Source organism: Hymenobacter saemangeumensis, from assembly GCF_039541835.1.
Classification (GTDB): domain Bacteria; phylum Bacteroidota; class Bacteroidia; order Cytophagales; family Hymenobacteraceae; genus Hymenobacter; species Hymenobacter saemangeumensis.
Map to the genome: position 1 here is coordinate 1 of NZ_BAABGZ010000015.1, position 23097 is coordinate 23097.

At 59.1% G+C, this 23097-nt stretch carries 30 protein-coding genes; 9 read left to right on the plus strand and 21 right to left on the minus strand.

What is annotated here, in order from left to right; genetic code table 11:
* Positions 1 to 13: 13 nt before the first annotated feature.
* From ABD919_RS07470 to ABD919_RS07540, 15 genes are all read right to left on the minus strand, one after another.
* A complete protein-coding gene (locus ABD919_RS07470; protein ID WP_345235302.1) occupies positions 14 to 895 on the minus strand; it encodes an IS3 family transposase in 882 nt (293 codons plus the stop codon).
* On the minus strand, positions 892 to 1194 hold the full coding sequence (locus ABD919_RS07475; RefSeq protein WP_345235304.1) for a transposase: 303 nt from the start codon (positions 1192 to 1194) through the stop codon (positions 892 to 894). The genes ABD919_RS07470 and ABD919_RS07475 overlap by 4 nt, the downstream gene beginning before the upstream one ends.
* Positions 1195 to 1430: 236 nt before the next feature.
* Positions 1431 to 1913, minus strand: coding sequence for a DUF4274 domain-containing protein (locus tag ABD919_RS07480; RefSeq protein WP_345235306.1), 483 nt, complete (start codon positions 1911 to 1913; stop codon positions 1431 to 1433).
* A 418-nt stretch (positions 1914 to 2331) separates the two neighbouring features.
* The gene (locus ABD919_RS07485; RefSeq protein ID WP_345235308.1) at positions 2332 to 2724 is read right to left on the minus strand and encodes a hypothetical protein; all 393 of its coding nucleotides are present in this window, start codon (positions 2722 to 2724) and stop codon (positions 2332 to 2334) included.
* A 51-nt stretch (positions 2725 to 2775) separates the two neighbouring features.
* Positions 2776 to 2982, minus strand: a complete 207-nt coding sequence (locus tag ABD919_RS07490) for a hypothetical protein (RefSeq protein WP_345235310.1) — start codon at positions 2980 to 2982, stop codon at positions 2776 to 2778.
* Positions 2983 to 2997: 15 nt separating this feature from the next.
* Positions 2998 to 3507, minus strand: coding sequence for a host-nuclease inhibitor Gam family protein (locus ABD919_RS07495; RefSeq protein WP_345235312.1), 510 nt, complete (start codon positions 3505 to 3507; stop codon positions 2998 to 3000).
* 31 nt (positions 3508 to 3538) lie between these two features.
* Positions 3539 to 3874 carry a nucleoside triphosphate pyrophosphohydrolase family protein gene (locus tag ABD919_RS07500; protein WP_345235313.1) on the minus strand — a complete coding sequence of 112 codons (336 nt, stop codon included), beginning with the start codon at positions 3872 to 3874 and terminating at the stop codon, positions 3539 to 3541.
* Positions 3875 to 3900: 26 nt separating this feature from the next.
* Positions 3901 to 4146, minus strand: a complete 246-nt coding sequence (locus tag ABD919_RS07505; protein WP_345235315.1) for a Lar family restriction alleviation protein — start codon at positions 4144 to 4146, stop codon at positions 3901 to 3903.
* Positions 4147 to 4163: 17 nt separating this feature from the next.
* Positions 4164 to 4580: a hypothetical protein gene (locus ABD919_RS07510; protein ID WP_345235317.1), complete on the minus strand. Its 417-nt coding sequence runs from the start codon at positions 4578 to 4580 to the stop codon at positions 4164 to 4166.
* The gene (locus ABD919_RS07515) at positions 4577 to 4849 is read right to left on the minus strand and encodes a hypothetical protein (RefSeq protein ID WP_345235319.1); all 273 of its coding nucleotides are present in this window, start codon (positions 4847 to 4849) and stop codon (positions 4577 to 4579) included. Before ABD919_RS07515 ends, ABD919_RS07510 begins: the two co-directional genes overlap by 4 nt.
* 73 nt (positions 4850 to 4922) lie before the next feature.
* A complete protein-coding gene (locus tag ABD919_RS07520; protein WP_345235321.1) occupies positions 4923 to 5648 on the minus strand; it encodes a hypothetical protein in 726 nt (241 codons plus the stop codon).
* Between the two features lie 14 nt (positions 5649 to 5662).
* A complete protein-coding gene (locus ABD919_RS07525) occupies positions 5663 to 5908 on the minus strand; it encodes a hypothetical protein (RefSeq protein ID WP_345235442.1) in 246 nt (81 codons plus the stop codon).
* The gene (locus ABD919_RS07530) at positions 5889 to 6824 is read right to left on the minus strand and encodes an AAA family ATPase (protein ID WP_345235323.1); all 936 of its coding nucleotides are present in this window, start codon (positions 6822 to 6824) and stop codon (positions 5889 to 5891) included. The genes ABD919_RS07525 and ABD919_RS07530 overlap by 20 nt, the downstream gene beginning before the upstream one ends.
* A gap of 28 nt (positions 6825 to 6852) precedes the next feature.
* Positions 6853 to 9006 carry a hypothetical protein gene (locus ABD919_RS07535; RefSeq protein WP_345235325.1) on the minus strand — a complete coding sequence of 718 codons (2154 nt, stop codon included), beginning with the start codon at positions 9004 to 9006 and terminating at the stop codon, positions 6853 to 6855.
* A gap of 4 nt (positions 9007 to 9010) precedes the next feature.
* Positions 9011 to 9211 (minus strand): hypothetical protein, encoded by a 201-nt coding sequence (locus ABD919_RS07540; RefSeq protein WP_345235327.1) that lies wholly within the window; start codon positions 9209 to 9211, stop codon positions 9011 to 9013.
* Between the two features lie 88 nt (positions 9212 to 9299).
* On the opposite strand from ABD919_RS07540, the gene ABD919_RS07545 reads away from it, so the two are divergent.
* Positions 9300 to 10214, plus strand: coding sequence for an XRE family transcriptional regulator (locus ABD919_RS07545; protein ID WP_345235329.1), 915 nt, complete (start codon positions 9300 to 9302; stop codon positions 10212 to 10214).
* A gap of 322 nt (positions 10215 to 10536) precedes the next feature.
* Here ABD919_RS07545 and ABD919_RS07550 read toward each other — a convergent pair whose 3' ends face one another.
* The 4 genes from ABD919_RS07550 to ABD919_RS07565 all read right to left on the minus strand — a co-directional run bounded on the left by ABD919_RS07550 (position 10537) and on the right by ABD919_RS07565 (position 13349).
* Positions 10537 to 10683: a hypothetical protein gene (locus tag ABD919_RS07550; RefSeq protein WP_345235331.1), complete on the minus strand. Its 147-nt coding sequence runs from the start codon at positions 10681 to 10683 to the stop codon at positions 10537 to 10539.
* A 201-nt stretch (positions 10684 to 10884) separates the two neighbouring features.
* Positions 10885 to 11502 (minus strand): 16S rRNA (guanine(527)-N(7))-methyltransferase RsmG, encoded by a 618-nt coding sequence (rsmG, locus tag ABD919_RS07555; RefSeq protein WP_345235333.1) that lies wholly within the window; start codon positions 11500 to 11502, stop codon positions 10885 to 10887.
* Positions 11503 to 11595: 93 nt separating this feature from the next.
* The gene (locus ABD919_RS07560; protein WP_345235335.1) at positions 11596 to 12219 is read right to left on the minus strand and encodes an RNA polymerase sigma factor; all 624 of its coding nucleotides are present in this window, start codon (positions 12217 to 12219) and stop codon (positions 11596 to 11598) included.
* Complete coding sequence (locus tag ABD919_RS07565; RefSeq protein ID WP_345235336.1) at positions 12210 to 13349, minus strand: glycosyltransferase; 1140 nt, start codon at positions 13347 to 13349, stop codon at positions 12210 to 12212. Before ABD919_RS07565 ends, ABD919_RS07560 begins: the two co-directional genes overlap by 10 nt.
* A 147-nt stretch (positions 13350 to 13496) precedes the next feature.
* Between ABD919_RS07565 and tgt the strand changes: the two genes are divergently transcribed.
* The 3 genes from tgt to ABD919_RS07580 all read left to right on the plus strand — a co-directional run bounded on the left by tgt (position 13497) and on the right by ABD919_RS07580 (position 16875).
* Entirely contained in the window at positions 13497 to 14627 is a 1131-nt protein-coding gene (tgt, locus tag ABD919_RS07570; RefSeq protein WP_345235338.1) for a tRNA guanosine(34) transglycosylase Tgt, read from the plus strand.
* 112 nt (positions 14628 to 14739) lie between these two features.
* Positions 14740 to 15819, plus strand: coding sequence for an LptF/LptG family permease (locus ABD919_RS07575; protein WP_345235340.1), 1080 nt, complete (start codon positions 14740 to 14742; stop codon positions 15817 to 15819).
* Between the two features lie 114 nt (positions 15820 to 15933).
* Positions 15934 to 16875, plus strand: coding sequence for a DMT family transporter (locus tag ABD919_RS07580; RefSeq protein ID WP_345235342.1), 942 nt, complete (start codon positions 15934 to 15936; stop codon positions 16873 to 16875).
* Here ABD919_RS07580 and ispE read toward each other — a convergent pair.
* Complete coding sequence (gene ispE / locus ABD919_RS07585) at positions 16831 to 17655, minus strand: 4-(cytidine 5'-diphospho)-2-C-methyl-D-erythritol kinase (RefSeq protein WP_345235344.1); 825 nt, start codon at positions 17653 to 17655, stop codon at positions 16831 to 16833. The genes ABD919_RS07580 and ispE overlap by 45 nt on opposite strands.
* A 103-nt stretch (positions 17656 to 17758) precedes the next feature.
* Between ispE and ABD919_RS07590 the strand changes: the two genes are divergently transcribed.
* From ABD919_RS07590 to ABD919_RS07610, 5 genes are all read left to right on the plus strand, one after another.
* A complete protein-coding gene (locus ABD919_RS07590) occupies positions 17759 to 18553 on the plus strand; it encodes a TauD/TfdA family dioxygenase (protein WP_345235346.1) in 795 nt (264 codons plus the stop codon).
* The gene (locus ABD919_RS07595) at positions 18546 to 19169 is read left to right on the plus strand and encodes a sugar transferase (RefSeq protein WP_345235348.1); all 624 of its coding nucleotides are present in this window, start codon (positions 18546 to 18548) and stop codon (positions 19167 to 19169) included. Before ABD919_RS07590 ends, ABD919_RS07595 begins: the two co-directional genes overlap by 8 nt.
* Complete coding sequence (locus ABD919_RS07600; protein WP_345235350.1) at positions 19166 to 19855, plus strand: acetyltransferase; 690 nt, start codon at positions 19166 to 19168, stop codon at positions 19853 to 19855. Before ABD919_RS07595 ends, ABD919_RS07600 begins: the two co-directional genes overlap by 4 nt.
* A 121-nt stretch (positions 19856 to 19976) precedes the next feature.
* Positions 19977 to 21122 (plus strand): DegT/DnrJ/EryC1/StrS family aminotransferase, encoded by a 1146-nt coding sequence (locus ABD919_RS07605; RefSeq protein ID WP_345235351.1) that lies wholly within the window; start codon positions 19977 to 19979, stop codon positions 21120 to 21122.
* Positions 21123 to 21234: 112 nt separating this feature from the next.
* The gene (locus ABD919_RS07610) at positions 21235 to 21840 is read left to right on the plus strand and encodes a hypothetical protein (RefSeq protein ID WP_345235353.1); all 606 of its coding nucleotides are present in this window, start codon (positions 21235 to 21237) and stop codon (positions 21838 to 21840) included.
* A 148-nt stretch (positions 21841 to 21988) separates the two neighbouring features.
* Here ABD919_RS07610 and ABD919_RS07615 read toward each other — a convergent pair whose 3' ends face one another.
* Positions 21989 to 23092: a DUF3616 domain-containing protein gene (locus ABD919_RS07615; protein ID WP_345235355.1), complete on the minus strand. Its 1104-nt coding sequence runs from the start codon at positions 23090 to 23092 to the stop codon at positions 21989 to 21991.
* Positions 23093 to 23097: the final 5 nt, after the last annotated feature.

The window sequence follows — 23097 nt, forward strand, 5'->3', positions numbered from 1 at the left end:
TGAGGTGGTCTAGCTAAGCCGGACACAATTGGGACATGATTTGCAAGTGGTTTTCGAAGTGGTTGGGTGAACAGTAGCCGAGGGCAGAATGGCGCCGTTCGGCGTTGTAGTAGGCGATGTGGTGGCTGATTTCGAGCTTGGCTTCGGCTAAGCCGGGAAAACTGCCGCCGTCGAGTAACTCGGCCTTGAAGCGGCTCCAAAACGATTCGGCGTGGGCGTTGTCGTAGCAGTTGCCGCGCCGGCTCATGCTTTGCCGGGCGCCGTGTTTGGCGACCAGGTCTTTGAATCGGGTGGCCGTGTACTGGCTGCCTTGGTCGGAGTGCACGATGAGCCCGGCCGGGGGCCGGCGCACCACCAGGGCCCGGCGCAAGGCCTCGCTGACCAGGTCTTCGGGCATGGTGTCGCGCACGTCCCAGCCCACAATCTTGCGCGAGCAACGGTCCAGCCACACGGCCAGGTAAAGCCAGCCGCCGCCCTGGCGGGGCAAGTACGTGATGTCGCCCACCCACACCCGGTTCGGGGCCACCGGGGCCGGCTGGCCGAGCAAGCGGTTGGGGGCCGCGCGCACGGCCGGGTCCGAGTCGGTGGTGCGCGGCACAAACGAGCGGGGCTGTTGGGCGCGCAGGCCGTGCGCCTGCAGCACGCGGCGGATGCGCCAGCGGCCGACGGCATGGCCCTGGGCCTGCACTTCGACGCGCAGCCGGCGCGTGCCGTAGCGCTGGCTGTGATAAGCAAACGCTTCGCGCACGGCCACTTGCCAGGCCGGCTCGGCCGTCGGCTGTTGCCGGCGGCACTGCCAGGCGTAGTACGCGGCCGGGGCCACGCGCAACGTGTGGCAGAGCTGACGGACGGGCACCTGAGCGGCCCGCTCGGCGATGTGCTGGTAGGTGCTCACCGGGTCGGCTGGCCGAAGATGACCAAGGCTTTTTTTAAAATGTCGAGCTCCTGCTCGGCCCGCTTCAGCCGGGCGCGCAGGGCGCGTACTTCCGGGTCGCGGGCCACTTCCTCACTGCCCACCTCAGCCACGAGCTGCGCTTGCTGCCAGCGGTAAAGCAGCTTGGGGCTGATGCCCAACTGCCGGGCCGCAGCCTGCGTGCTGCGGCTCTCGCTGGCCAGGCGCAAGGCTTCGGCCTTGAATGCCTCGTCGTATTTGCGCCGTTTGTCGGGCGACGCCCCGCTGGTTTTTGCTGTCATAACAGAAGAAATATACGTCCTTCTTCTGTCCGGCCTGCCTAGACCACCTCACTATGCTACTTCGACGCATGGCCTCATCGTGCGCCGGAAGGACCTGCGTGGCGGCACCCTGGGATGGGAATTCACGCTGGAATGGAAGGGAAGCTATGCTCGTCAGTTAGCACAGGCCCGTAAGTCACCATAACCCTGTCGCCTCGTTTACCTTCGGACCGTTTTCCTGAACGAGGGTAAGGCCCTTACTCCAGCTCGACCACAAGGGGGCCCGCCACGGGCTGCTTGAGCACGTCCGGAATGGTCCACTTGGCCTTCGGGTCGGTTTCGTCCACCCCCTCTGCTTTGGGGTCCGTCCGCGGGTCGTAAGCAATCAAGGCCGTTTGGTAGAAACCCGAGGTCACATTTTTCAGGATGCGTCGCAGCAGCCGGAATACGTCCTTGTCCCACTCTGCCTCTTTCTGGCTGGAGAACCGTGTGTAATAACTTGGCTGCGCGTGCCAAAACAGCATGACGGCGGTGGCCTTGTCGCAGCGGGGGCTGTCCACTATCCACGTCAAGACCTTGGCCCCGTCGTCCCAGTTGTAGTTGCCGGCAATCAGGTGCAACTCCACCGGGTTGGTGATGGTGTCGAAGAAGGCCCGGTCGGGCTTGCGGCCGTCGAAGCTGAACTCAAAGAATTTTTCAGCCAACAGGGCGGCTCTTTCCGGGGATACCGTGTAATCCATGCGGAGGGGGAGGATAAAGGAGCGTTGAAACGGGAAGGTAAGGAAGTGAACCGGAGAAACCCTCGTGGCTGTTGCAGAACCAGTTTTCGTAGAGGGAAGATGCAAGGCAAGAAGCTGTTTCTCGACAAAGAGGTGACGCGCTTTCGNGAACCATCAGCGTGTTCCCACCGCATTTCGTGGGCCATGCTCAGCAGCTTTCCCCGCATCCGGTTTAGGGTGTCGAATTCCGACTCAGTACCCGTACCACCACCCGCCCGTTCCAGGTGCTGAATAAGCTTGGTGGCTTCTGTATAAGCCAGCTCCTTAGAGCTGGTAGCACCCGAGCGGCTAAACTCTCTGACCAAGGCGGCTTTTTCGTCGGGCTGAATGTTGTGCTGGTTTATGAGCTGGTGAAGCCGCCGGTTCTGCCAAGGTGCTATCAGCTGTTGCATATCGTTTTGATTTGCCGGGCAGTGTCGGAAAGCTGCCCGTTGTTCAACTCAGAAACCAATTGGCGGCACAGACTTAAGGGGGTCTGCCAATCACTCGGCAGAAAGGAAAAACGGGCCACTTCATAGGGTTCTGCACTCACCCCTAAAGCATCTTTGCGCCACTGATAAAGCCGAAAGATGCAAGTGCGCCATATCATGCCCGGTGCCAGCTCTACCGCATCGGTATCATACTGGCCAGCGGAATCCAACACAGCCGGAAGGGTAAGCGCAGTGCCGTATTGCTTCTCGGGCCGCTGGCTTCGCGGCAACACCACGTCACAGGTAAGCACCCCGCTTGGGTACTCGGTTCTAATTCTTTCAAAGGCTCTTATTCTTTTCATGACAAGGCAGTAAAAAAGCCCACCACAGGGCACCCGTGGTGGGCTTATTGGTTATTCAGCGGATTGTAAGAGCTGGTTTTCGTGAAGCAAAGCCACGTTTTCAGGTGCTTTATTCTCTTTTTGCGCTTCTATATCGGCCGCTGATTGTCCGATATAGCACCTATAAAAGCCCGTAAAGTCCGGGTGAGGCTCCTTTATTTCGGCCTGCTGGCCTTCGTGAACCCCGCTGGTTACCTGCGTTTTGTGGCCTGTTTTCATAGCATAGGAGTGTGGTTAAGCAGACTTTTTTATTTGCTTTTTAGGTGTGATAAAAAAGTTGTTTGGCTGTACCACCTCAATTGAGCGCTTAGCCAAGGCAGCTTGCAGGTCGGGCAGAACGGCAAGGGCAGCAATCAGCTTCTTATCGTTCACCTTCTCTTCTACAGCACCGGGCACTAGGTCTTTCACCGTTTGCATGTACCATTTCTGGTTCAGTTCTTCAGGCAGGATTAGCTTTTTGTCACCAAGCTTGAAGCCAATGGTGCCAAACTCTAAGCCAAGGGTTTTGGCAGTTCCAAAAAGTGCCGTGGTGTTTTGCTCAGCCACTTCTTTAAGCTCCTGAAAAACGTCAGCCAAAGCATCAGCATAAGGCTGAATTTTGCTCTGGGCACTTTCCTTGATTTTGGCAATCTTGGCCGCAATGCTGGCATAGCTTTCAAGGAGCCGAGCGGCCTTTTCATGTGCCGTTTCCTTGCGGGCTTTGCGGGGAGTTTTGGTGGTGGGTTGTTCGGCTACAGTTGCCATGTTGAATGTTGGGTAAGAAGGTTGAAAAAGGTTATTGCTGTGCGGCTTTAGCGGCCCGCTTCCGTTGGTTGTAGTTCTGCATTGCTGCGAGGCCCACGGCCACTACTTCTGTTAGCTCCTTGTAGTAGCGGTCTGGGTCTGCGTGTGGGTGGTTCGCATCGTCAAACTGCATTTCTACACACTCTTTAGCAGCCTCACCAACTTCTTCTGAGAGAATCAGAAACCACTCTGTAGGTGTGCGATTTTGGGGGCCGAACTTGTCAAGCTGCCTTTGTCGCTCTCTAAAGGCATCTTTTACTTCGTCAATGTGACCTATCAACAGCCCGTTATACTGTTCATGGGTCATGGGGTATTTCTCTTTTGGCATGGGGTTTTATGAAAAAAGGTGAGAGATTAAGCGCGGGTATTCCACTGTTCCACGGCATCTGCCATAGCTATTCGGTGGTCTGCTACCACCCCGTCACCACCGATGGTGTCACCTTCGTTTTGACCAAGGCAACTGGTGCATTCCACGGTGTAGGAGTCGGCAAGCCTGTTGGTCAACCGGGCCTTTTTACCACAGAAAGGGCAGGGCTTTAAATGCTGGTTAAACTCTGCCCGCGAAGGGTTTAAAACGGGGTTGTTTTTCTGTATTTTCATGATAGGTGCAGGTGATGTTATTGGGGTTTCTGGCCAGTTGCCACCCAGCGGGCAGCGAGTTCAGCGGGCACCGCTAAGCGGTTTATTTGTAGTTGGTGATGCACAGCGTAGAAGGCTTGAAACTCGCCGTGGGAGTGAATGAAGCCCGTGTGGTTAGCGTCACGGCTGTAGTGCATCACACCGGCTTTATCTACCCGAAGCCGGGCACTCAGCTTGGCATCAGTGATTGCCCATTGGTTATTCCACCAAGCCCAAAACTCCTTTGAGTAAGCAGCTCTTTCACGGGCGCGGGCGGTGCCATACAGGCTTTCCAGCCAATCATTTCCCAGGTCACTTATTAGCTCAGTCACCCAGCTTTCCTCTTCACCCAGGAACCCGAGCAAGCGGGCGCGGGTGGTAGCATCTTGTTCTTTGATTTGTTGTGCGTGGCTCATATCGTAGCGGTTAAGACTGCGTGTAGGTCAAGAAAAAGGCGGTGCAGGGTGCCGTTTAGCTCTAAGCCCGGTTCATTCCATATCAGCACTTCCAAGGCGAAGGCTTCAGCTAGCGACATGGTGAAGCGGTGTTCTTTGCTGAGCGGCATTAGCAGGAAAGCCCGCCGTGTCAGCCATTCTTGGGCTTGCCTTCGCCCTGTTTCGGTCATCAGCCGCCCGAAGTCGTTTAGGTCGGTGGCTGCTTTCATGTTGGCTACTTCCTCAAGCATTGTCTTCAGACAGTGTTGCTCCCGAGGGTGAAGGGTGAAGCGCACCCCAAGCGTGGTGCGCTTCGCTGTCGAACTATTCTTCTTCAGCTTCCCCATCTTCACTGAATAGCTCTGGTTCGGGTGCTGCCTTGGCTTTGGCTGGCCTTCCCTTCTTCTTCACCTCCACTTGCCGAGGCGGGTAGATTTCGTAGGGTTCCGTTGGGCCAAACCGGCTTCTGCTGACAGCCTTGCCGTTGCTCACGTAGGTCTTTATATCGGCCATGTATTCGACCGCCCGAGCCACCTTGCCATTAGGCGAAGCGCCCTTAGACCAACTAATCACAATGAAGACCTTGCGCTTAAACAGTTCTACCAGCTGCTTAAACTGAGCTTCTTTCAGCTCCATGTATTGCAGCGAGTCTAGCACCACGAACGGTGCCGAGCGCTTCTGACTGAGCTTGTACACCATGTCATCAAAGCTGTCCCGGTCACCCAGCATGAAGGAACCCTTTGCACACAGCTCTTTCACGTTGCACCGCTGGGCAGCCGCTTGGATGGTGGCCCCTTCCCCTTCTTCAGCACTGTTGTAGTAGACCTTGCCCAGCTTGGTCAGGGCCACGCACAGGCGCATCACAAACGTTGTCTTGCCCCCACCGCTTTCCCCATAAACTATCATCTTGAAGTTCTCTTGGGGGTGGCCAATGTACTTGCGCCATTCGGGGTCAAGGTCAAGCATTTTGTACTTGTTGTTCAGTACATCGTGCATCGATACCGACCGCTTCACCGCCCGCTTTTCGGGCGCTACTTTCACTTTAGGCATTCTTTAAACAGACTTTAAAAGGTTGTCTTGATTCGTAGGGCTTGGCACTTCTGGCAGTGGTCAGCGCACCCGTGGTTCTTGTCGTATAGGTCTTCAGGCTGCACCCCAGCAGCACCCCAGCGGCCACACAAGCTGACTTCTTCGCCCGTGGCTTCACCGCTGAAGCGGTAGTAGTGCCAGCCGTTGGCGTTGGTGGGCTGTGCCCATCCTTGCTGGGTTTCGGTAGCCTGCATGGTGAGATTAGCTAAGGGCTTCAGCATCGTTCTTGCGCTTTTTGAGGGTGCTGAAAAGGGTGCCGTAGTTCTCGCACTGTGCAATCAGTTGCGTCACTTCGCGGGTGGTAGTCACTCCGTAGGTGCTGCATATAGCCACCGCGTCATCACGGTCAATGCCGCTGGCCAGCATCACGGGTTCTGCACCAAAGCGGCGCACTACTTGGGGGAAAGACTCAATGTTCTTAGCGGCCCGTGCCTTCATCGTAGCCAGCAGGTCATTCGCACCCATGATGACAATGCCAGCCCGGTTTTCTACCCGGTCATACAGGTCTTTGATGAACCCGATAGCCAGCCGCTTTTTCATCATCACTTCCGATTCATCAAGAATCAGCAGCGCATAAGGCGTAGCACACATCTTCACGGCCACAGCGGCAAGAATGGTGTTGTTGTCGCCTACAGGCAGCACCCCAACGGCTACCGCAATGGCTTGCACCATCATTCGGGGTGTCATAGAGTTAGCGCACTTCACCACGTAGGTTCCGGCCGGGTGCTGGCGTTGAAACTCAGTCACGGCAAAGGTTTTGCCTTGGCCCGTATTCCCGTCAATGATGCTGTAGCCCGCATTTTGCTTGGCTTGCGCCAAGGCAAAGTGAATATCAATGAAGGGCTTGGTTTCAAACACTTCCAAGGTCAAGCCCAGGTAGTGTTGAAGCTTCAGGAAGTGGGTGTCTCCAATCTGGGTGGTAGCCTTGCCTCCCTTAATCGGGAAGGCATTCCATTCACCACGCAGGATATAGGACAGGTAAGACGGGTTTACACCGGATAGGCCAGCCAGCTTGCCCGCGCTAACGTCTTGGTGGCTGCTCAGGTAGGCCGCAGCTTCCTTGGCAATTAAGGATTTGTGTGACTCTAACATACTTTTGTGTTGTAAAAGGGTTGGTTTGGGGTTGGTATTGGCCACCACGGTTGCACCCGTGGTGGCCGTTTTTTTAGTCTTCGTTGAAGCTTATGCGCTTCAGGTAGTCGGATTTAGAAGCGTGATTGGCTGAGCTGCTGGCAGGGCTGGCCACGGTGGCTGGTGAAGCGGCCCGAGCGGGAAGGCGGCGTGGTGCTTTGGCCACGTCTTGTTCCTTCATGAAGTCTTCTTCAGCGGCGGTTTCCACATCTTTTCCCCACCACCGATTCTGGCCAAACTTTAGGAGTTCTTCAGCGTCAAAGCGGTCTGCTATGTCCGCTTGTCGGTTCACAATGCGGCCCGCTTGCTCCTTTTTGGCCACTAAGCGAACCTGTATGGCATCCCGGTCACCTGCTTTGTAGTCAGCTTGTGCCCGAGGCATTGCCTGTTTCGGGTGGGCAAAACCAATGAAGCGCTTATCGGCACCCACGAACAGCCCGATTCCACCGGCTGGGTTTTCAGGGTCGTACTTCACCCAGAATTCTTGGCCGACAAAGGCACTGTGAAAGTCCATGTCCGGCACCCGCTGGGTGACACCGGGGAAGTCAGTGGCTACTTCATTCACCACCTCAAACACGGTTTCTACACCCTGCTTTTTGAACCGTAGCCCGTCTTTGCGGTAGGTAATGGGGCGGTCATTCCACACCCAGAACGCTTCCATTTCGTCTTCAGGCGTCATGAAGTCCGTATCACCATTCTGGCTGGCTTCATACAGCTCTTTAGGGGAGAGCCGGTCACCTTTGGAGCCTTTGTAGTTGTTCCAAACGTGAAGCTCAAATTCAGCTTGGGCTATACACTCAGCCAGGGTGGGCAAATCCTTTTCCTTGAAGTCATCAAGGTTTTCGCGGCTGTTGATTTCCTTGGCCGTGATGTTCTGGCCAGTGAAGTTCTTGTCAGCCCGCATGATTTGCTGTTGCAGCCGCCCGAAAGCACCTTCAATGGTCTTAGACTGGCCATTGTGCGGCATTGCCTTGTAGTGCAGGCCACCGACACCCTTGAAAAAGGACAGGTTAGCCGAGTCACCATCATAGAGAAACTGTAGCGGCTTCACACCACCCGCGCGGCGGTGTGCCATCCGAACGGCCTTTGCCACCTCCCGTGAATCTTCGGTTTCCGCGAAGGCCCAACCCAAGAAATAGTCAGTGGCCACATCCATCACCACTAGCACTTTCAGCTTAGCAGACGTGCCTTTAGCTGTGCGGTAGCGTTTGTTGACCTTCGTGCCATCAATTACCCACTGAACGTCACGCTGGGTGGGCTTGTAGCAAAGCATGGTGTATTCATACTTCGCTTTCCATGCTGCGAACCCGTGACGGGGCAGATACCAGTTCGGCTGCACATCAGGTGCCAGCAGCCGCTTTTTGGTGGTTCCGCTGGTGATTTCAGGCCAGGGGTTCAACCCGAGTTCCCTACGGCGCACAGCCGCTTCATTATACCAAGCCGTAACCAGCTCAAAGCTGGGCTTACGAGCGTCCGAATACAGCTTAATCAAGTATTCCAGCTCATCATGCCCCACTTTCAGGGTGTTGGTGTTGCCGTAGGACTTGCTTACCAGACACGCGGCCCCTTGCTCTTTGTACTCCCGTAGCTTAGCCTGAAGCTTGCTGTAATTGGTGGGAAGCTTCACCCCATCTTCAGTGAACAAGTCCACACAGGCAGCAATAAAAGCGGGCATTGCTGCGAAAGCCGGGCTGAGCTTAACCCGTTCGGCCTTCTTCTTCCACTTCTCATCACTCAGCAGGGCCAGCCACCGGCAAGCCATGCCGTAAGCTTTGATTTTGTCTTCAGGGAGTCCGCTTAGCTCTTTAGTGAGTACTTCCCCCGTGCTTTTATCGGTCAGCTCACGCTCAATGCGGAACCCACGCAGGGCCGCTAAGTCAGCTTTGGGCACAGCGGGCAGCACCATACGCACAGCCAGGGCATCAGCAGCACTTGTTGCTTCCCGTGTCTTATCAGCCAACTGCTGTAGCAGGGCAGACTTAGCCGGAAGCTTTGCCCGCGTTGCCGGTGGTATGGAGTCATAGGCTACCAGCACCCGCCGCTTATCGGCCGGGTCTGGCATGTTAGCCCACGACTGAGCCTTACCGGCCCGGTGTGCGGCAATTCCATATTTGATGGTGCCTTCAGGAACCCCAAGGCTCACTAGGCTATCAAATGGAACATAGATGATTGAGTTAATCAGCTGCATTCCCTTAGCCAGCGGCTTGTTGTTGTTCCTTCTTACGCTGGGCAATCAAGCCATTTGCTACCCTGTCGAGGTGCGGGCTTTTCTCATTACCGGCTGACCATTGCTTCACATAGGATTCTGAGCGCTTAGCCAAATTGGCCAAGTAGTTCAGGGTAATCCCATATTTCTTAAGCTCAGCTGAGCGAGTTTGCTTGCTAGTCGTCATATTTGCGGCCTAACTGATTGGTTAGGGTCGGCAAATCTACGTTTCAAAAAGGAGCAATGGCAACTTTTGGAGCAAAATATTTTTCAAAATGGAGCAAAAGCCAGAAAATATAAGCCCGCTAAGTACGCGGTTGCTCCAAGTCCGACAGGCGTTAGGGCTTAATCAAGAAGCTTTTGCGGCTCTAATCAATGTTTCGCGGTCTTTTTTAAGCAACATTGAAAAAGGCCGCCGTGAAGTACCCTTTGAGGTTGTCACGCTTCTAATTGGAGCAAAACAAGTTTCTGCACACTGGTTTCACACAGGAGAAGGGGACATGTTCAGACCGCATATGGCGGTAAGTGTCTCTAATAACCCATCCCCAAACCCATCCCTAAACCCATCCCCAAGCGGAAAGGAGAAAACGAAAGGGACAAATTTTAAAGAAGCCAGCAATGACAACTTGCGTGTACTAGTCACCACAGTTGATGCGAGCGGTAACGACAACATTTCACTTGTCAGCACCCGTGCTGCGGCTGGTTATGCGGCCGGTGGCTTTACTGAGCGTGAATTTGTGCGAGAGCTGCCCGCGTTCTCACTGCCTGACAGAGCGTTCAAAAACGGCACTTTCAGAGCATTTCAGGTAGCTGGTGACTCTATGTTGCCCACATTGTATGAAGGTGACTGGGTAATATGCCGCTATGTGGAGCAATGGGCCAATGACATTCGTGATACCTATGTCCACGTCATTGTAACAGAGGAAAGGCTATTGGTTAAACGCCTGCTAAACAGGCTTAGTGACCGGGGCGAGGTCACCATACTGTCTGATAATCCTGCTTATCCCACCCAATTCATAGATGGAAGGGACGTTAGGGAAGTGTGGATAGCTGTTGGCCGCTTATCAAGGCAGTTTGCAAACCCAGCGTATGACCTGGTTAAAGAGGTTTCCCGTAGCCGTGCTGATATTGACGAACTCCGTGCTCAGTTCATGGAGCTACAGTCACAAGTAGGGCTGAGAGTGCTTTAAAACGCACAAAAACCACCATTAAAGGCCCGAGTTTGGGCCGTTCAATGGTGGTTCCTGTAGGTTAAGGGCTGGTTTCGCACCTTACCACGGCTGCCAGTCCAAGCAAAATCCAAGCTGGGCACAAGCGTTTGTCCTTTCCGTTTTTTCTCAGTTTTTCTCTGAGAAAGGTTAAAAAGCCGGTTTTTAGCCAGCCAAGGCGGTTTTTGCCTGTTTTTTTTCAGTTTTGTTTAAGGTAAGATTTTGTCCTTTTTGTTCTACCCCCATCAGTACCGCCAGCGGGCGGGCACGTCGGCTTCCCCGAAGGCCCGCCCGATGGCGAGTACTACTCCGAGCGCCGGGCCGTGGAGTTCCTGACGGCCCAGGTACCGGGGTGATGTGCTGATGAGGTGATGAGGTGATGAGGTGATGAGGTGATGAGGTGATGAGGTGATGAGGTGATGAGGTGATGAGGGCGTACGGCCTCTGTCATTGCGAGGACGAAGGACGAAGCAATCCGTCCTGCTCTCAGCGACTAACTCTATTTTGGAAAAGCCCCAACGCCAGCACTGGCATTGGGGCTTTTCTATGAGTCACATTGAGACCTGTCTGAGGGTTAGAGGAGGATTAGCTACGCTGACCTTCGGTTGGCGCGTTCCGCTACCCTCCACTCGCAATGACAGAGGGTATAATACTACTTGGCCGGCACGAAAACCACCTTCTTCGTCTCGTAAAACTCTTCCTTGAAAAAGCTGCTCAGGTCGCTTACCGTGGCTTTGAGGCCGGACTCGGCAATTTCCTCCGTGAGGTCGCCGCCTTTGAGGTAGTAGAGGCCGCTGCCGGCGGCGGGCTTGGCTTTGAAGCGGTGGGCTATCCAGGGGTGGAACATGGCCAGGCGGGCCACGGCGCGGCTTACCACGTAGTCGTACTTGCTGCGCAGCTGCTCGGCCCGGACTTGCTCGGCCGTGACGTTGTGCAAACCCAGGGCGCCGGCCATGAACTGCACGGCCCGGATTTTCTTGCCGATGCTGTCGACGAGGTGAAACTGCACGTCGGGGAAGGCAATGGCCAGGGGCAGGCCGGGCAGGCCGCCGCCGGTGCCTACGTCGAGCACGGTGCTGCCCTGGGGAAACTGAACCACCTTGGCAATGCCCAGCGCGTGCAGGAAGTGCCGCTCCACGAGGTTGTCGGTATCGGCGCGCGACACGAGGTTGATTTGCTCGTTCACGGCGAGAAACTCGCTTTCCAGCTCGCGGAACAAGCGCAGCTGCTGCGGGCTAAACTGGGGGAAGTACTGCTGAATAAGGTTCATGACGCAAAGTTGCGGCAAACAAAGTTTGGCGAGGCCATCCGGCCTGGCTTTTCACGCAAAACGCCCCGGCTGGCTGGCCGGGGCGTTTTACTTTTAGATAATCTGCTTGGTGTTCTTCACCATGTCATAGAGCAGCTCGCGGGCGCGGTGCAGCTGGGCCTTCACCGTGCCGAGCGGGGCTTTGAGCTCGGTGGCAATTTCTTCGTAGCTCAGCTCGTCGAAGTAGCGCAGCGACACCAGGCGCTGGTACTTGTCGGGCAGCTTGGACACCACAAGGCGCATGATTTCGATTTTCTGATTCCGCATGGCGTGCTCCACCGGGTTCAGGTCGTTGTCGCGGAAATCGATGGTGATTTCGTCGCCGTTATCGACTTTAATGGCCGAGTCAATCGACATGGTCTTGATTTTATTCTTGCGGATAAAATCAATGCAGTTGTTGGTGGCAATGCGGAACAGCCAGGTGCTGAAGGCGTACTCGGGGTTGAACTTGTGCAGGTTGCGGAAAGCCTTGGCGAAGGCTTCAATGGTGAGGTCTTCGGCGTCGTCCTGGTTGCGCACCATCTTGAGCACCACGTGATACACCGGCTTTTTGTAGATGTGCATCAGCTCGGCGTAAGCCTTCTCGTCGCCGTTTTCCACGGCAGCCCGAATCAGCTTGAAATCGTGCTTGGCCTTGGCCGAAAACTGCTTCTGAACGTCCTGGTTGTTTACTTCCATCGAAGGGTGCGATTAAGGAATAGCGAGATTCCCAAGGCGAGGTATTGAATAAAATAAATTACGTCGAGCAAGGGCAGCCACCCGACGGGCAAAGTTTGTTGAAGCCGGCGGCTAAGCCGTGCGTACACGGCACTGACAAATAAAGTTCGCACCGCCCACACTATTACCAAAGGTACCCAATTTTCAGGAAACAAGGCGAGGTAAAAGGAGGTAAAGTAGTACAACACATTGGCCATGATAAAAATGCCTAGCCGCAGGCGGTCGGGCAGCCGGTAGCTGCGCCCGGCCGACAGATGCCGGCGCTTTTGCCGCCACCAGGCGCCCCAGGTGGCAGCGGGCTCGCTGAGGGTGTGGGCCGAGGCATCGGCAACCACAGCTACGCGCTGCCCGGCTTTTACGGCGTCCTGCACCAGCAGGTCATCGTCGCCGCTGAGCTGCCGGATGTGGGAGGCGAAGCCTTTGGTAGCCTGAAAGCAGCTGCGGGTGTAGGCCAGGTTGCGGCCCACCCCCATGTAGGGCCGGCCGCGCCAGGCGAAGCTTAGATACTGCGCAGCGGTGAGCAGGGTTTCAAAACGAATGAGCTTGTTGAGAAATCCCGGCTCTTCGGCATAGGCCGAGAACCCCAGCACCACCTCCGCTGGGCGGGCAAACCCGCGCTGCATCAGGCGCAGCCACTGGTTAGTGGCCGGAATGCAGTCGGCGTCGGTAAACAGCAGGCGGGCATGGCGGGCCGCCTTAATGCCCAGCGTGAGGGCGTACTTCTTGGGCGCAAAGCCCTCCGGCGTGCGGTCGACCGTGACAAGGCGCACTTTCTCGGGGTAGTACTGGGTGAGCTGCTGGGCGTAGAGCTGGGTTTCGTCGCGGCTGCGGTCGTCGATGAGCACCACCTCGAAGGTGCCGGGGTAGTCCTGCTGCAACAGCAGCGGCAGCAGGCGGCGCAGGTTATCGAGCTCGTTGCGGGCGCAGACGACGATGGACACCGGCTCGGAGTCGGGGCCGGGGGCATCGGCCGGCGCTTCGGCCGGACGGCGGGCAAACGGCCAGAAATAATACGCCGCGTAGAAGAGCTGCACCAGCACTGAGGCCAGCAGGAGCCAGAATACGGGCGACTTGGGAAGGTAAGGCAGCAAGGGTGGGTACGCGGTTGAACAGGCAAAAGTACGGGACGCCGGGCGGGCGGGCTACCTTTGCAGTAGCGCGGAATTTCATTCCGCGTTGCGGCGGGCATCTTCATTTGCTGCGAACGCGCAGAATAGAATTCCGCGTTACGACCTATTATGACTTTCGACCTCATTACCCAGGACCCGGCCAGCAAAGCCCGGGCGGGCCTTATCCAGACCGACCACGGGGCTATTGAAACGCCTATTTTCATGCCGGTGGGTACGGCGGGCACGGTTAAAGCCGTGTCGCAGCAAACGCTGAAAACCGACGTTCAGGCCCAGATTATTCTCGGCAATACCTACCACCTCTACCTGCGGCCGGGGCTGGACGTGCTGCGCCAGGCCGGCGGCCTGCACCGCTTCAACGGCTGGGACCGGCCCATTCTCACCGACTCGGGCGGCTACCAGGTTTACTCGCTCAGCGGTACGCGCAAAATCAAGGAGGAGGGTGTCAAGTTCCGCTCCCACATCGACGGCAGCCAGCACCTGTTCTCGCCCGAAGGCGTGATGGACATTCAGCGCGTCATCGGGGCCGACATCATCATGGCCTTCGACGAGTGCACGCCCTGGCCCTGCGAGTACCAGTACGCGCGCCGCTCCCTCGATATGACACACCGCTGGCTGCAGCGCTGCATACAGCGCTTCGACAGCACCGAGGGCCTGTACGGCTACTCCCAGACGCTGTTCCCCATCGTGCAGGGCAGCACCTTCAAGGATTTGCGGGTGCAGTCGGCCGAGTTCATTGCCGCCCAGGGCCGCGAGGGCAACGCCATCGGCGGCCTGAGCGTGGGCGAGCCCGCCGAGCTGATGTACGAGATGACGGAGCTGGTGTGCGACATCCTGCCGGCGGACAAGCCCCGCTACCTGATGGGCGTGGGTACGCCGGCCAACATCCTGGAAAACATTGCCCTGGGTGTGGACATGTTCGACTGCGTGATGCCGACCCGCAACGCCCGCAACGGCATGCTGTTCACCACGCAGGGCATTATGAACATCACCAACAAGAAGTGGGAGCTGGACTTCGAGCCCATCGACGCGGCCCTGGAGGGCCCGGCCAGCACGTTCTACTCCCGCTCCTACGTGCGCCACCTGTTCCAGAGCAAGGAGATGCTGGGCCCGCAGCTGGCCTCGGCCCACAACCTGGCCTTCTACCTCTGGCTGGTGAAAGAAGCCCGCAAGGAAATCCTGGGCGGCACGTTTGGCCCCTGGAAGGAGAAGATGGTGAAGCAGGTAATGACTAGATTGTAATTATGAATTATAAATTAAAAATTATAAATGGGCGTTCAAAGCGTCTCCTTGCTCAATGAGCTAGCCTCCTCATTTATAATTTATAATTCAAAATTTATAATTGCCCCCCCCCGTGAAACTGCTCGACAAGTACATCATCAAGAAATTCCTCGCCGCGTTTTTTTTCACGGTGGTGATTCTGGTGTCGGTTATCTGCGTGATTGACTTTACTGAAAAGAACGACGACTTCATTCAGCACAACCTGCCGATGTCGAAGATTCTGTTCGGCTACTACCTCTACCTGTTTCCTTACTTCGCCAACCTGCTCTCGCCCATCACCATCTTCATTGCGGTGGTGTTCGTGACGGCCCAGCTGGCGGCCCGCACCGAGATTGTGGCCATTCTGGCTTCGGGCGTGAGCTTCCGGCGCCTGCTGCTGCCCTACGCAGTGGGCGGCGCGGTGGTGGGGCTGCTCATCTTCATTCTTATCGGTTGGGTGCTGCCCATTGGCAACAAGTCGCGGGTGGAGTTTGAGCGCACCTACGTAAAAAACCCGTTCCGCTTTCAGGGGCGCAACATTCACATCAAGATTGGGCCGCGCAGCTACGTGTTTCTGGAGAGCTACGACAACGTGCACAACATCGGCAGCCGCTTCGCCCTGGAAACCATCGACGGCACGGTGCTGCGCCGCCGCCTCACGGCCGACGCCATCAGCTGGGACTCGACCAAGCAGGTGTGGCGCATGTCGCCGCAGGTGGTACGCACCTTCATTGGCCCCCAGAACGAGCGGCTGGAGTCGTTTCCGGCCCGCGACACCACTCTGAACCTCTTCCCCAAGGACTTCGCCAGCACCTTTAAGCTGGCCGAGACCATGACGCTGCCTCAGCTCAACGACTTCATTCAGCAGAAGATAGACCGCGGGGCCGACGACACCCAGCTGTATCTGAGCGAGAAGTACGAGCGGTACTCCTACCCCTTTGCCATCGTGGTGCTCACCCTGATTGGCGTCATCCTCAGCGCCCGAAAGTCGCGCGCCGGCGTGGGCGGGCAGATTGCGCTGGGCTTTGTGCTGGCCTTCATCTTCATCATCTTCGTCATGCTCTCGCGCAACCTGGCCCAGGTGGGCAGCCTCTCGCCCCTGCTGGCGGCATGGGTGCCTACCATCGTCTTCAGCGGGATTGGGCTGGCCCTGTACCGGTTTGTGCCGAAGTAACAATGGGTGAATGGGTGAATGGGTGAATGGGTGAATGAAAATTGACATTTCCTCCTTTGCTCATTACCGTCATTCTCTCCATTCACCCATTCACCCCATTCATCCATTCGCCCATTGGTTAAGGATTACCTCAAGCTTCATTTCATTGTGCTCCTGTGGGGCTTCACGGCCATTCTGGGCAAGCTGCTGACGGTGCCGCCGGTAGAGCTGGTGTTCTGGCGCACGCTGCTGGCGGTGCTGGGGCTGGGGGTGCTGCTGCTGGCGCGCAAGCAAAGCTGGCGCATTCCGGCGGGGCAGGCCGCCCGTCTGCTGAGCATTGGAGTGCTGGTGGCTACGCACTGGATTACCTTTTTCCTGGCGGCCCGCCTGTCGAGCGTGAGCGTGTGCCTGGCGGGGCTGGCCACGCTGGCGCTGTGGACTTCGCTGCTGGAGCCGCTGCTGCTCTGGCGCAAGGTGCGCGGCTACGAAGTAGCGCTGGGCATGCTCACCATGGTCGGTTTGTACCTGGTGTCGCAGGCGGAGTTCGACCAGCTGCTGGGCCTGGCCGTGGCCGTGCTGTCGGCGGGGCTTTCGGCCCTGTTCAGCGTGCTGAACTCGCGGCTGGTACAGCAGCATTCGCCGCTGCGCCTGACGTTTTACGAGATGGCCGGCGCCTGCCTCAGCATTGCGCTGTTTCTGCCTTTCTATAGCCGCTACTTCTCCGAGGGGCGGGGCCTGCAGCTGGGCTGGCAGGGCTACGACTGGCTGTGGCTGCTGCTGCTGGCCGGGGTGTGCACGGTGTACGCCTTCTCCGTGTCGGTGGAGCTGATGCGGCGCCTGTCGGCCTTCGTGGTCAACTTGACCACCAACCTGGAGCCCGTGTATGGCATCGTGCTGGCCGTGCTCATCTTTGGCGCCAGGGAGCGCATGTCGCCGGGCTTTTACCTGGGCACGGTGGTTATCCTGGTCAGCGTGCTGATTCACCCCGTGGTAGCCCGCTGGGATGAGCGCCGCCTGCAGCGCCTGCACGGCTCAAAGCAGCCCGTCCCAGACGAGGTAGTCCCCCTGAACCCCTAGCGCGGGGGCCGCTTCGAGGCCCGGAAACAGTCCGTACACGGCCGAGCCCGAGCCCGAGAGGCTGGCATAGGCCGCACCGGCCGCGTACAGCGCCTGCTTGATGTCGCCCAGCACGGGGTAGTAAGGCGTGAGGGCATCCTCAAAGTCGTTGCTGATGGTATGGCGCCAGGTTTCCAGGGGCTGGGCCAGGGCTTCGCGCAGGTCGTGGCGGGGCGGCCGGTGCGTCACGCGCCGGTAGGCCTCCGCGGTGCTGATGTGCAGGCCGGGGTACACCACCTTGCAGGGCATGCCGCTCAGGTTGAGTGCCAGGGGCTCGAATACGTCGCCGCGCTCCACCGCCAGCACGGGCTGGTTGCGAATGAAAAAGGCGCAGTCGGCCCCCAGGCGGCGGGCGTAGTCTTCCAGCGCTTCCCCCGCCAGGCCCAGCTCGAATACCTGGTTGAGGAGCTTCAGGGCAAAGGCTGCGTCGGCGGAGCCGCCGCCCAGCCCCGCCCCAATGGGCACCACCTTGTGCAGGTGCATCTGAATGGGAGGCAGCTGCGGAAAATCTGCCTGCAGCAGCTCGTAGGCGCGCAGGCAGAGGTTGGTGCCGGGGTCGCCGGGAATGGGAATGCCCGTGAGGGCCAGGTGGCTGGCCTGCCCGGCCGCGGCCGGCACTATCTCCAGCGCGTCGCACCAGGGCAAGGCCACCATGGCCGTTTGCAGCGTATGAAACCCATCCGGCCGCCGGGCCGTGACGTAAAGCCCCAGGTTTAGCTTGGCATTGGGGAAACTGAGCATAAGAACTGGTAATTTTGTCAAGTGAGCAGCGAATAGTTAGCAGGGAACAGTTAAATCAACCGTTCTGCTGACTGTTCATTGGTCACTGTTCACTGTCTTTATTATGTCATTCATCACTACCCTCACCATTCTTCCCGGGCAGCCGCTGCCCGCCGTGGCGGAAGCGCTGCGGGCAGCCCTGGGCTCGGCAAAAGTAGTGTACCTGCGGGGGCTGGCTGCTCATGTGCCGGCCGGGGACTGGGCGGCCTTTTATGATGAGCTGACCGAAGTCACCGGGCAGTGCCTGCACCTGGATGAGGACTATGCCCAGGGCAGCATCCGCAGCGGACAGAAGTGGATTGAGGTGCGCTACGACGCCGCCATTCCCGACGACGCGGCTTACCGCTTCAGCAAGAACGCCCAGCCCCTGCACACCGACGAGTCGTACCTGAGCGAGCCGGCCGAGGTGATGTTTATGCACTGCCTGGTGCAGGCCCCGGAGGGTGGCGAAACGACTTTCGTGGACGCCGACGTGCTCTGGCAGCAGCTGCAGGCCAAAAGCCCTGACCTGGCGACCCGCCTGCTCAACCGCCCCGTACGCTTTGCCAAGGCCGGCGACTCCCGCACCCTGCCCATCATTGCCGATACGCCCGCCGGCCTGCGCCTGAACTGGAACTACCACTGCGTAGACCCCGCCGAAAGTGCCGAAGCCCACGCCCTGGCCGCCGAGTTTCGCCAGTTTCTGCTGGAGCACATCAGCAACACGCCGGCCGAGGTAGCCCTGCCGTTGGCCCCGAGCGAGGCCGTAGCCTGGTGGGACGACCAGGTGCTGCACGGCCGCCGCGCCTTCCGGGCCGTGGCCACCAACGACCGATTCCTTCTCAAAAGCGGCTTCCGGCTGAGCACGGCCGATGTATGAGCTTAGCAAGCGGGCCTTCGACCTGAGCGCGGCAGCGCTGGGGCTGCTGCTGCTGGCGCCGCTGCTGGCGCTGGCAGCCGGCGCGGCCTGGCTGGGCGGCCTGCGACCCGTGCTGTTCCGGCAGCTGCGCACCGGCTACCGCGAGCAGCCCTTCTACATCCTCAAGCTCTGCACCATGACGCAGGCCACCGATGCGCGGGGCGAGCTGCTGCCCGATGCCGAGCGCCTCACCAGCCTGGGCCGCCTGCTGCGCCGCAGCGGCCTCGACGAGCTGCCCCAGCTCTGGAACGTGCTGCGCGGCGAGCTGAGCCTGGTGGGCCCGCGCCCCTTCCTGCACGACTACCTGCCCCTGTACACGGCGGAGCAGAAGCGCCGCTTTCTGGTGCGGCCCGGCATTACGGGCTGGGCCCAGGTGCACGGCCGCAATGCCCTGAGCTGGGACGAGAAATTTACGCTCGACAGCTGGTACGTGGCCCACCGCAGCTGGGCGCTCGACGTACGCATCCTAGGGATGACGCTACGCCAGCTTTTTTCCTCCCGGCGGCCGCCCGGTGCCGACGCGCCCGCCACCCGATTCATGGGCAGCACGCCCCCCTCTCCTACTCCTTTGGCATGACCCAACTGTTCTTTTCTGAGTACGACCAGCCCGAAGCCGCCCGCCCCCTGGTAATTGTGGGCGCCGGTGGCCTGGGGCGCGAAGTTGCCGTGCTGGTTCGCCAGCTCAACGAAGCCGGGGCCGCACCCGGCTGGGACCTGCGGGGGTTCTACGACGACGCGGCGCCCCGGCAGGCTAGCATTGCCGGCCTGCCCTACCTGGGCACTTCAGCCGACCTGAACGCCACCGCCCAGCCCCTGCACGTGGCCCTGGCCGTGGGCGGCAGCGCCAGCCGCCGCGCCCTGCGGGCCCGGCTTACCTCGCCCCTGCTGCACTTCCCGGTGTTGGTGCACCCGGCCGTGGCGCTGGAAAGCTACCAGCAGGTTTCGTTGGGGGAGGGCTGCATTATTCAGCAGGGCTGCATCCTGACTACCGACATCAGCCTGGGCCGCTTTGTGCTGCTTAACCTGGGCTGTACTATCGGCCACGATGCCGTGCTGGAAGACTTCTGCTCCCTGATGCCCCACGCCAACGTGGGCGGTGCGGCCCACCTCGCCGCCGGGGTGTACCTGGGCACCAATGCCACCGTGATTCAGGGCGTGCAGGTGGGCGCCGACTCCATTGTGGGCGCTGGCGCCGTAGCCGTGCGCGACCTGCCGGGTGGAATTACGGCGGTGGGCGTACCGGCGAGAGCGCTGGCTAATTAGCAATTAATAATTATTAATTAATAATGATTAGCTCGTCGAAAAAGCACTGCCCAGACCCTGCAAGGGCACAAGCCGCAATTCTTAATTATTAATTATTAATTACTAATTATTAATTAAAACCATGCGCAGCCAGGATTACGACCGCCTCTACCTTTCCCCGCCTCACCTGGGCCGGCATGAGCTTAACTATGTACACAAGGCCATTGAGGACAACTGGGTAGCGCCGATTGGGCCCAACCTCACGGGCTTTGAGGCGGATATCTGCCAGTACACCGGCGCCGCCTACTGCGTGGCGCTGTCGTCGGGTACGGCGGCTATTCACCTGGGGCTGCTGCTGCTGGGCGTTGGGCCCGGCGACGAGGTGCTGTGCCCTTCCTTTACCTTCGTGGCCACCGCCAACCCCATCCTGTACCTGGGCGCCACGCCGGTATTTGTCGACAGCGAGCCCGATACCTGGAACCTGTGCCCGCAGCGGCTGCGCGAGGCCATCCTGGACCGCATTGCTCAAGGCAACAAGCCCAAAGTGCTGCTGCTGGTCCACCTCTACGGCATGCCGGCCCGCCTGCCCGAAATCCTGGCCATTGCGGCCGAGTTCGACATTCCTATTCTGGAAGATGCCGCCGAAGCCCTGGGCTCCTGCTTCAACAAACAGCAGCTGGGCACCTTTGGGAAGATTGCCCTTTTCTCTTTCAACGGTAACAAGATTCTGACCACCAGCGGGGGCGGCGCCCTGGTTACCAACGACGCCGAACTAGCCTTCAGAGCCCGCTTCCTGGCTACCCAGGCCAAGGACGAGGCGCCGCACTACCAGCATTCGGAGCTGGGCTACAATTACCGGCTCAGCAACATCCTGGCCGGCATTGGCCGCGGGCAGATGGAGCTGCTGGACGACCGGGTGAAGCGCCGCCGCGAAATTTTTGCCTGGTACCAGGAACACCTCGCCGGCCTGCCCGGCCTGCGCCTGGCTCCCGCCCCGGAGCTGCCCGGCAGCCGCTCCAACCGCTGGCTGACAACGGTACTGCTGAACCCGGCCGAAACATCCTGTACCCCCGAGGCCCTGCGCCTGCACCTGGAAACCCATAACGTAGAAAGCCGCCCGCTCTGGAAGCCTATGCACCTGCAGCCGCTTTACGAGCAGGCCCCCATGTACGGCGGGGAGGTATGCGCCGGACTGTTTGAGCAAGGCCTCTGCCTGCCCAGCGGCACAGCCATGACGGAGGCCGACCTGCTGCGGGTGGCCGAGGGCATTCGGGAAGTAGTACGCTAGCACCAGCTGGGCGCGGCTGCCCTCAGCCAGGAAATGGCATGGTTTTGCAGATGCGTCCACACGTCGATTTTCGCTATTTCTTCGTTAAAGGCCCAACCATTCCGTATTTCCAATGACTAGCTCGCGCTTTTTTGCTGCTCTGCTCCTGGCATTTCCCCTCGGCGCCCTGGCTCAGGCGTCTACTTCCGACACAGCTACGCCGCCCCCACCCGGCGCTGTGGTAACCGAAACCACCGAAGACCTGGACCCCGCCACGGGCAAGGTCGTCCGCCGCACCACGCGCACCTACACCATGCCCGGCGGCACTGCCGCTACGCCTTCGGTGGCAGGCCGGGCTACCACGCCGGCCGCCGTGCCCAGCGGCACCACCAGCCGCCCGGCCCCAGCCCCGGCCAGTGAGGCCGCCGACGTACGGGCCACCGATGCTCAGATTTCGACCTTCCTGGGGCGGAAGACGGCCGTGGCCAACATGACCGCACCGGCCCTGCTCGACGCCTACGGCCGCTTCATGGATAAGGTGCGCAGTACCCGGCAGGGCTGGCGGCCCAGCGACTGGGCCCTGGCGGGCTCGGTGCTGGCCAGCCTCAACGCCCGCTACGAGCAGCTGCGCCCCAATATGTCGTTCGACGACAAGCTGACCATTCGCACCCAGCAGGCCGAGTTTCACGCCCTGCGCACCGGCCGCCAGATTTCCGACCAGGTGTCGGACAAGCTGTAATTCGGTTAAAAGTTGAATTTTAAAAAGCCCGCTGGCATTAATCCGGCGGGCTTTTTAACGCTTAACTGATGTTACGCGGTAAGAACGTGATGGCGCGGGGTCGTACCCGCGCCATTTTCACCGCCTGTGTAACAGCAGGACGAAACTCTTATTCCGGCAGCAAAAAAGAATCGGCTACTGCCTGGTTGTCGCCGGTCTTGCGGCTGTCGGCCGGGCTGTCGAAGGTGAGCAGAATATGGCGCTCGTCGAGCAGGGCCATGCCTTCGGCGCGGTCTTTCCCGGCGGTGGGGCCGTGCCCGTGGGGCACGTCGAACAGGCGCTGCAGCTTATCGGCCGGGATAAGGCTGTCGGCAGTCAGCCTGGTGGCTCCGGGCCAGCGGTACACGGCAATGGTACCGTCGAGGTCCATGGTGGGACCGGCCAGCAGCAGCATGTCGGGGCCACATTCCCGCATTTCGCGCAGGCCCATGCCGCGCAGGTCCAGGAAGTGCTTGCGGTAGTAGGTCTGGGCGGCGCCCTTCACCTTGCCCAGGCGCAGCTGCCCGTGCTTGTCTTCTTCGGGGTACAGCTCCAGGGCCAGGGCCCAGCCCCGTAGCACGGGGCCGCGCAGCCCCACAAACACCTGTCCCTTGTTGGTTACTGCCAGGCCTTCGATGTCGAAGCCGTTGTCTTTGCCGGGAATGGTGAGAAAGGGGCCGATATGCGGGTCGTCGGCCAGCAAGTCCAGCAGCTCGTTGCCTTTGCCGTTGCCGTGCAGCTGAGCGGCCCGGAGCATGTGGCCTTTTTTCTCCGGGTGAGGCGCGGCTTTGTGCAGCTCGAAGTCGCCGGTTTTCTCATTCTGCAGCAGCGGAATGCGGGCCAGCAGGTAGCGGTTGGGCTCTCCCTTCACTTCTGCCAGTCGGGCAATCTGCGCCTCGGCATCTTTGCCCTTTTTATCGGGTTTTTTGCGGCGCAGGCTATGCGAGCCTACAATCCAGAGGTAATGGTTGGCATGGCCCATGCCTTCGATGTCAATCTCTGAGTCGGCATCGTCCGGCAAGTCCAGCAGGTCGGCCAGCTCGTAGGAGCAGTGCTCGCCGAAGCTGTGGGGACCGGTACGGCGCAGACGCTCCACGCTGGTACGCTCGTCGCAGCTCACCCACAGGTTGTCGCCGGTGAGCAGCACGGCCGACAATCCGTCACGGACGTGTTTTTCCTCGGCGTTCAGGCTGAGCTTGGGGTCGAAGTGCAGGGTGTATGGCCGGCGGTGCATAGAAG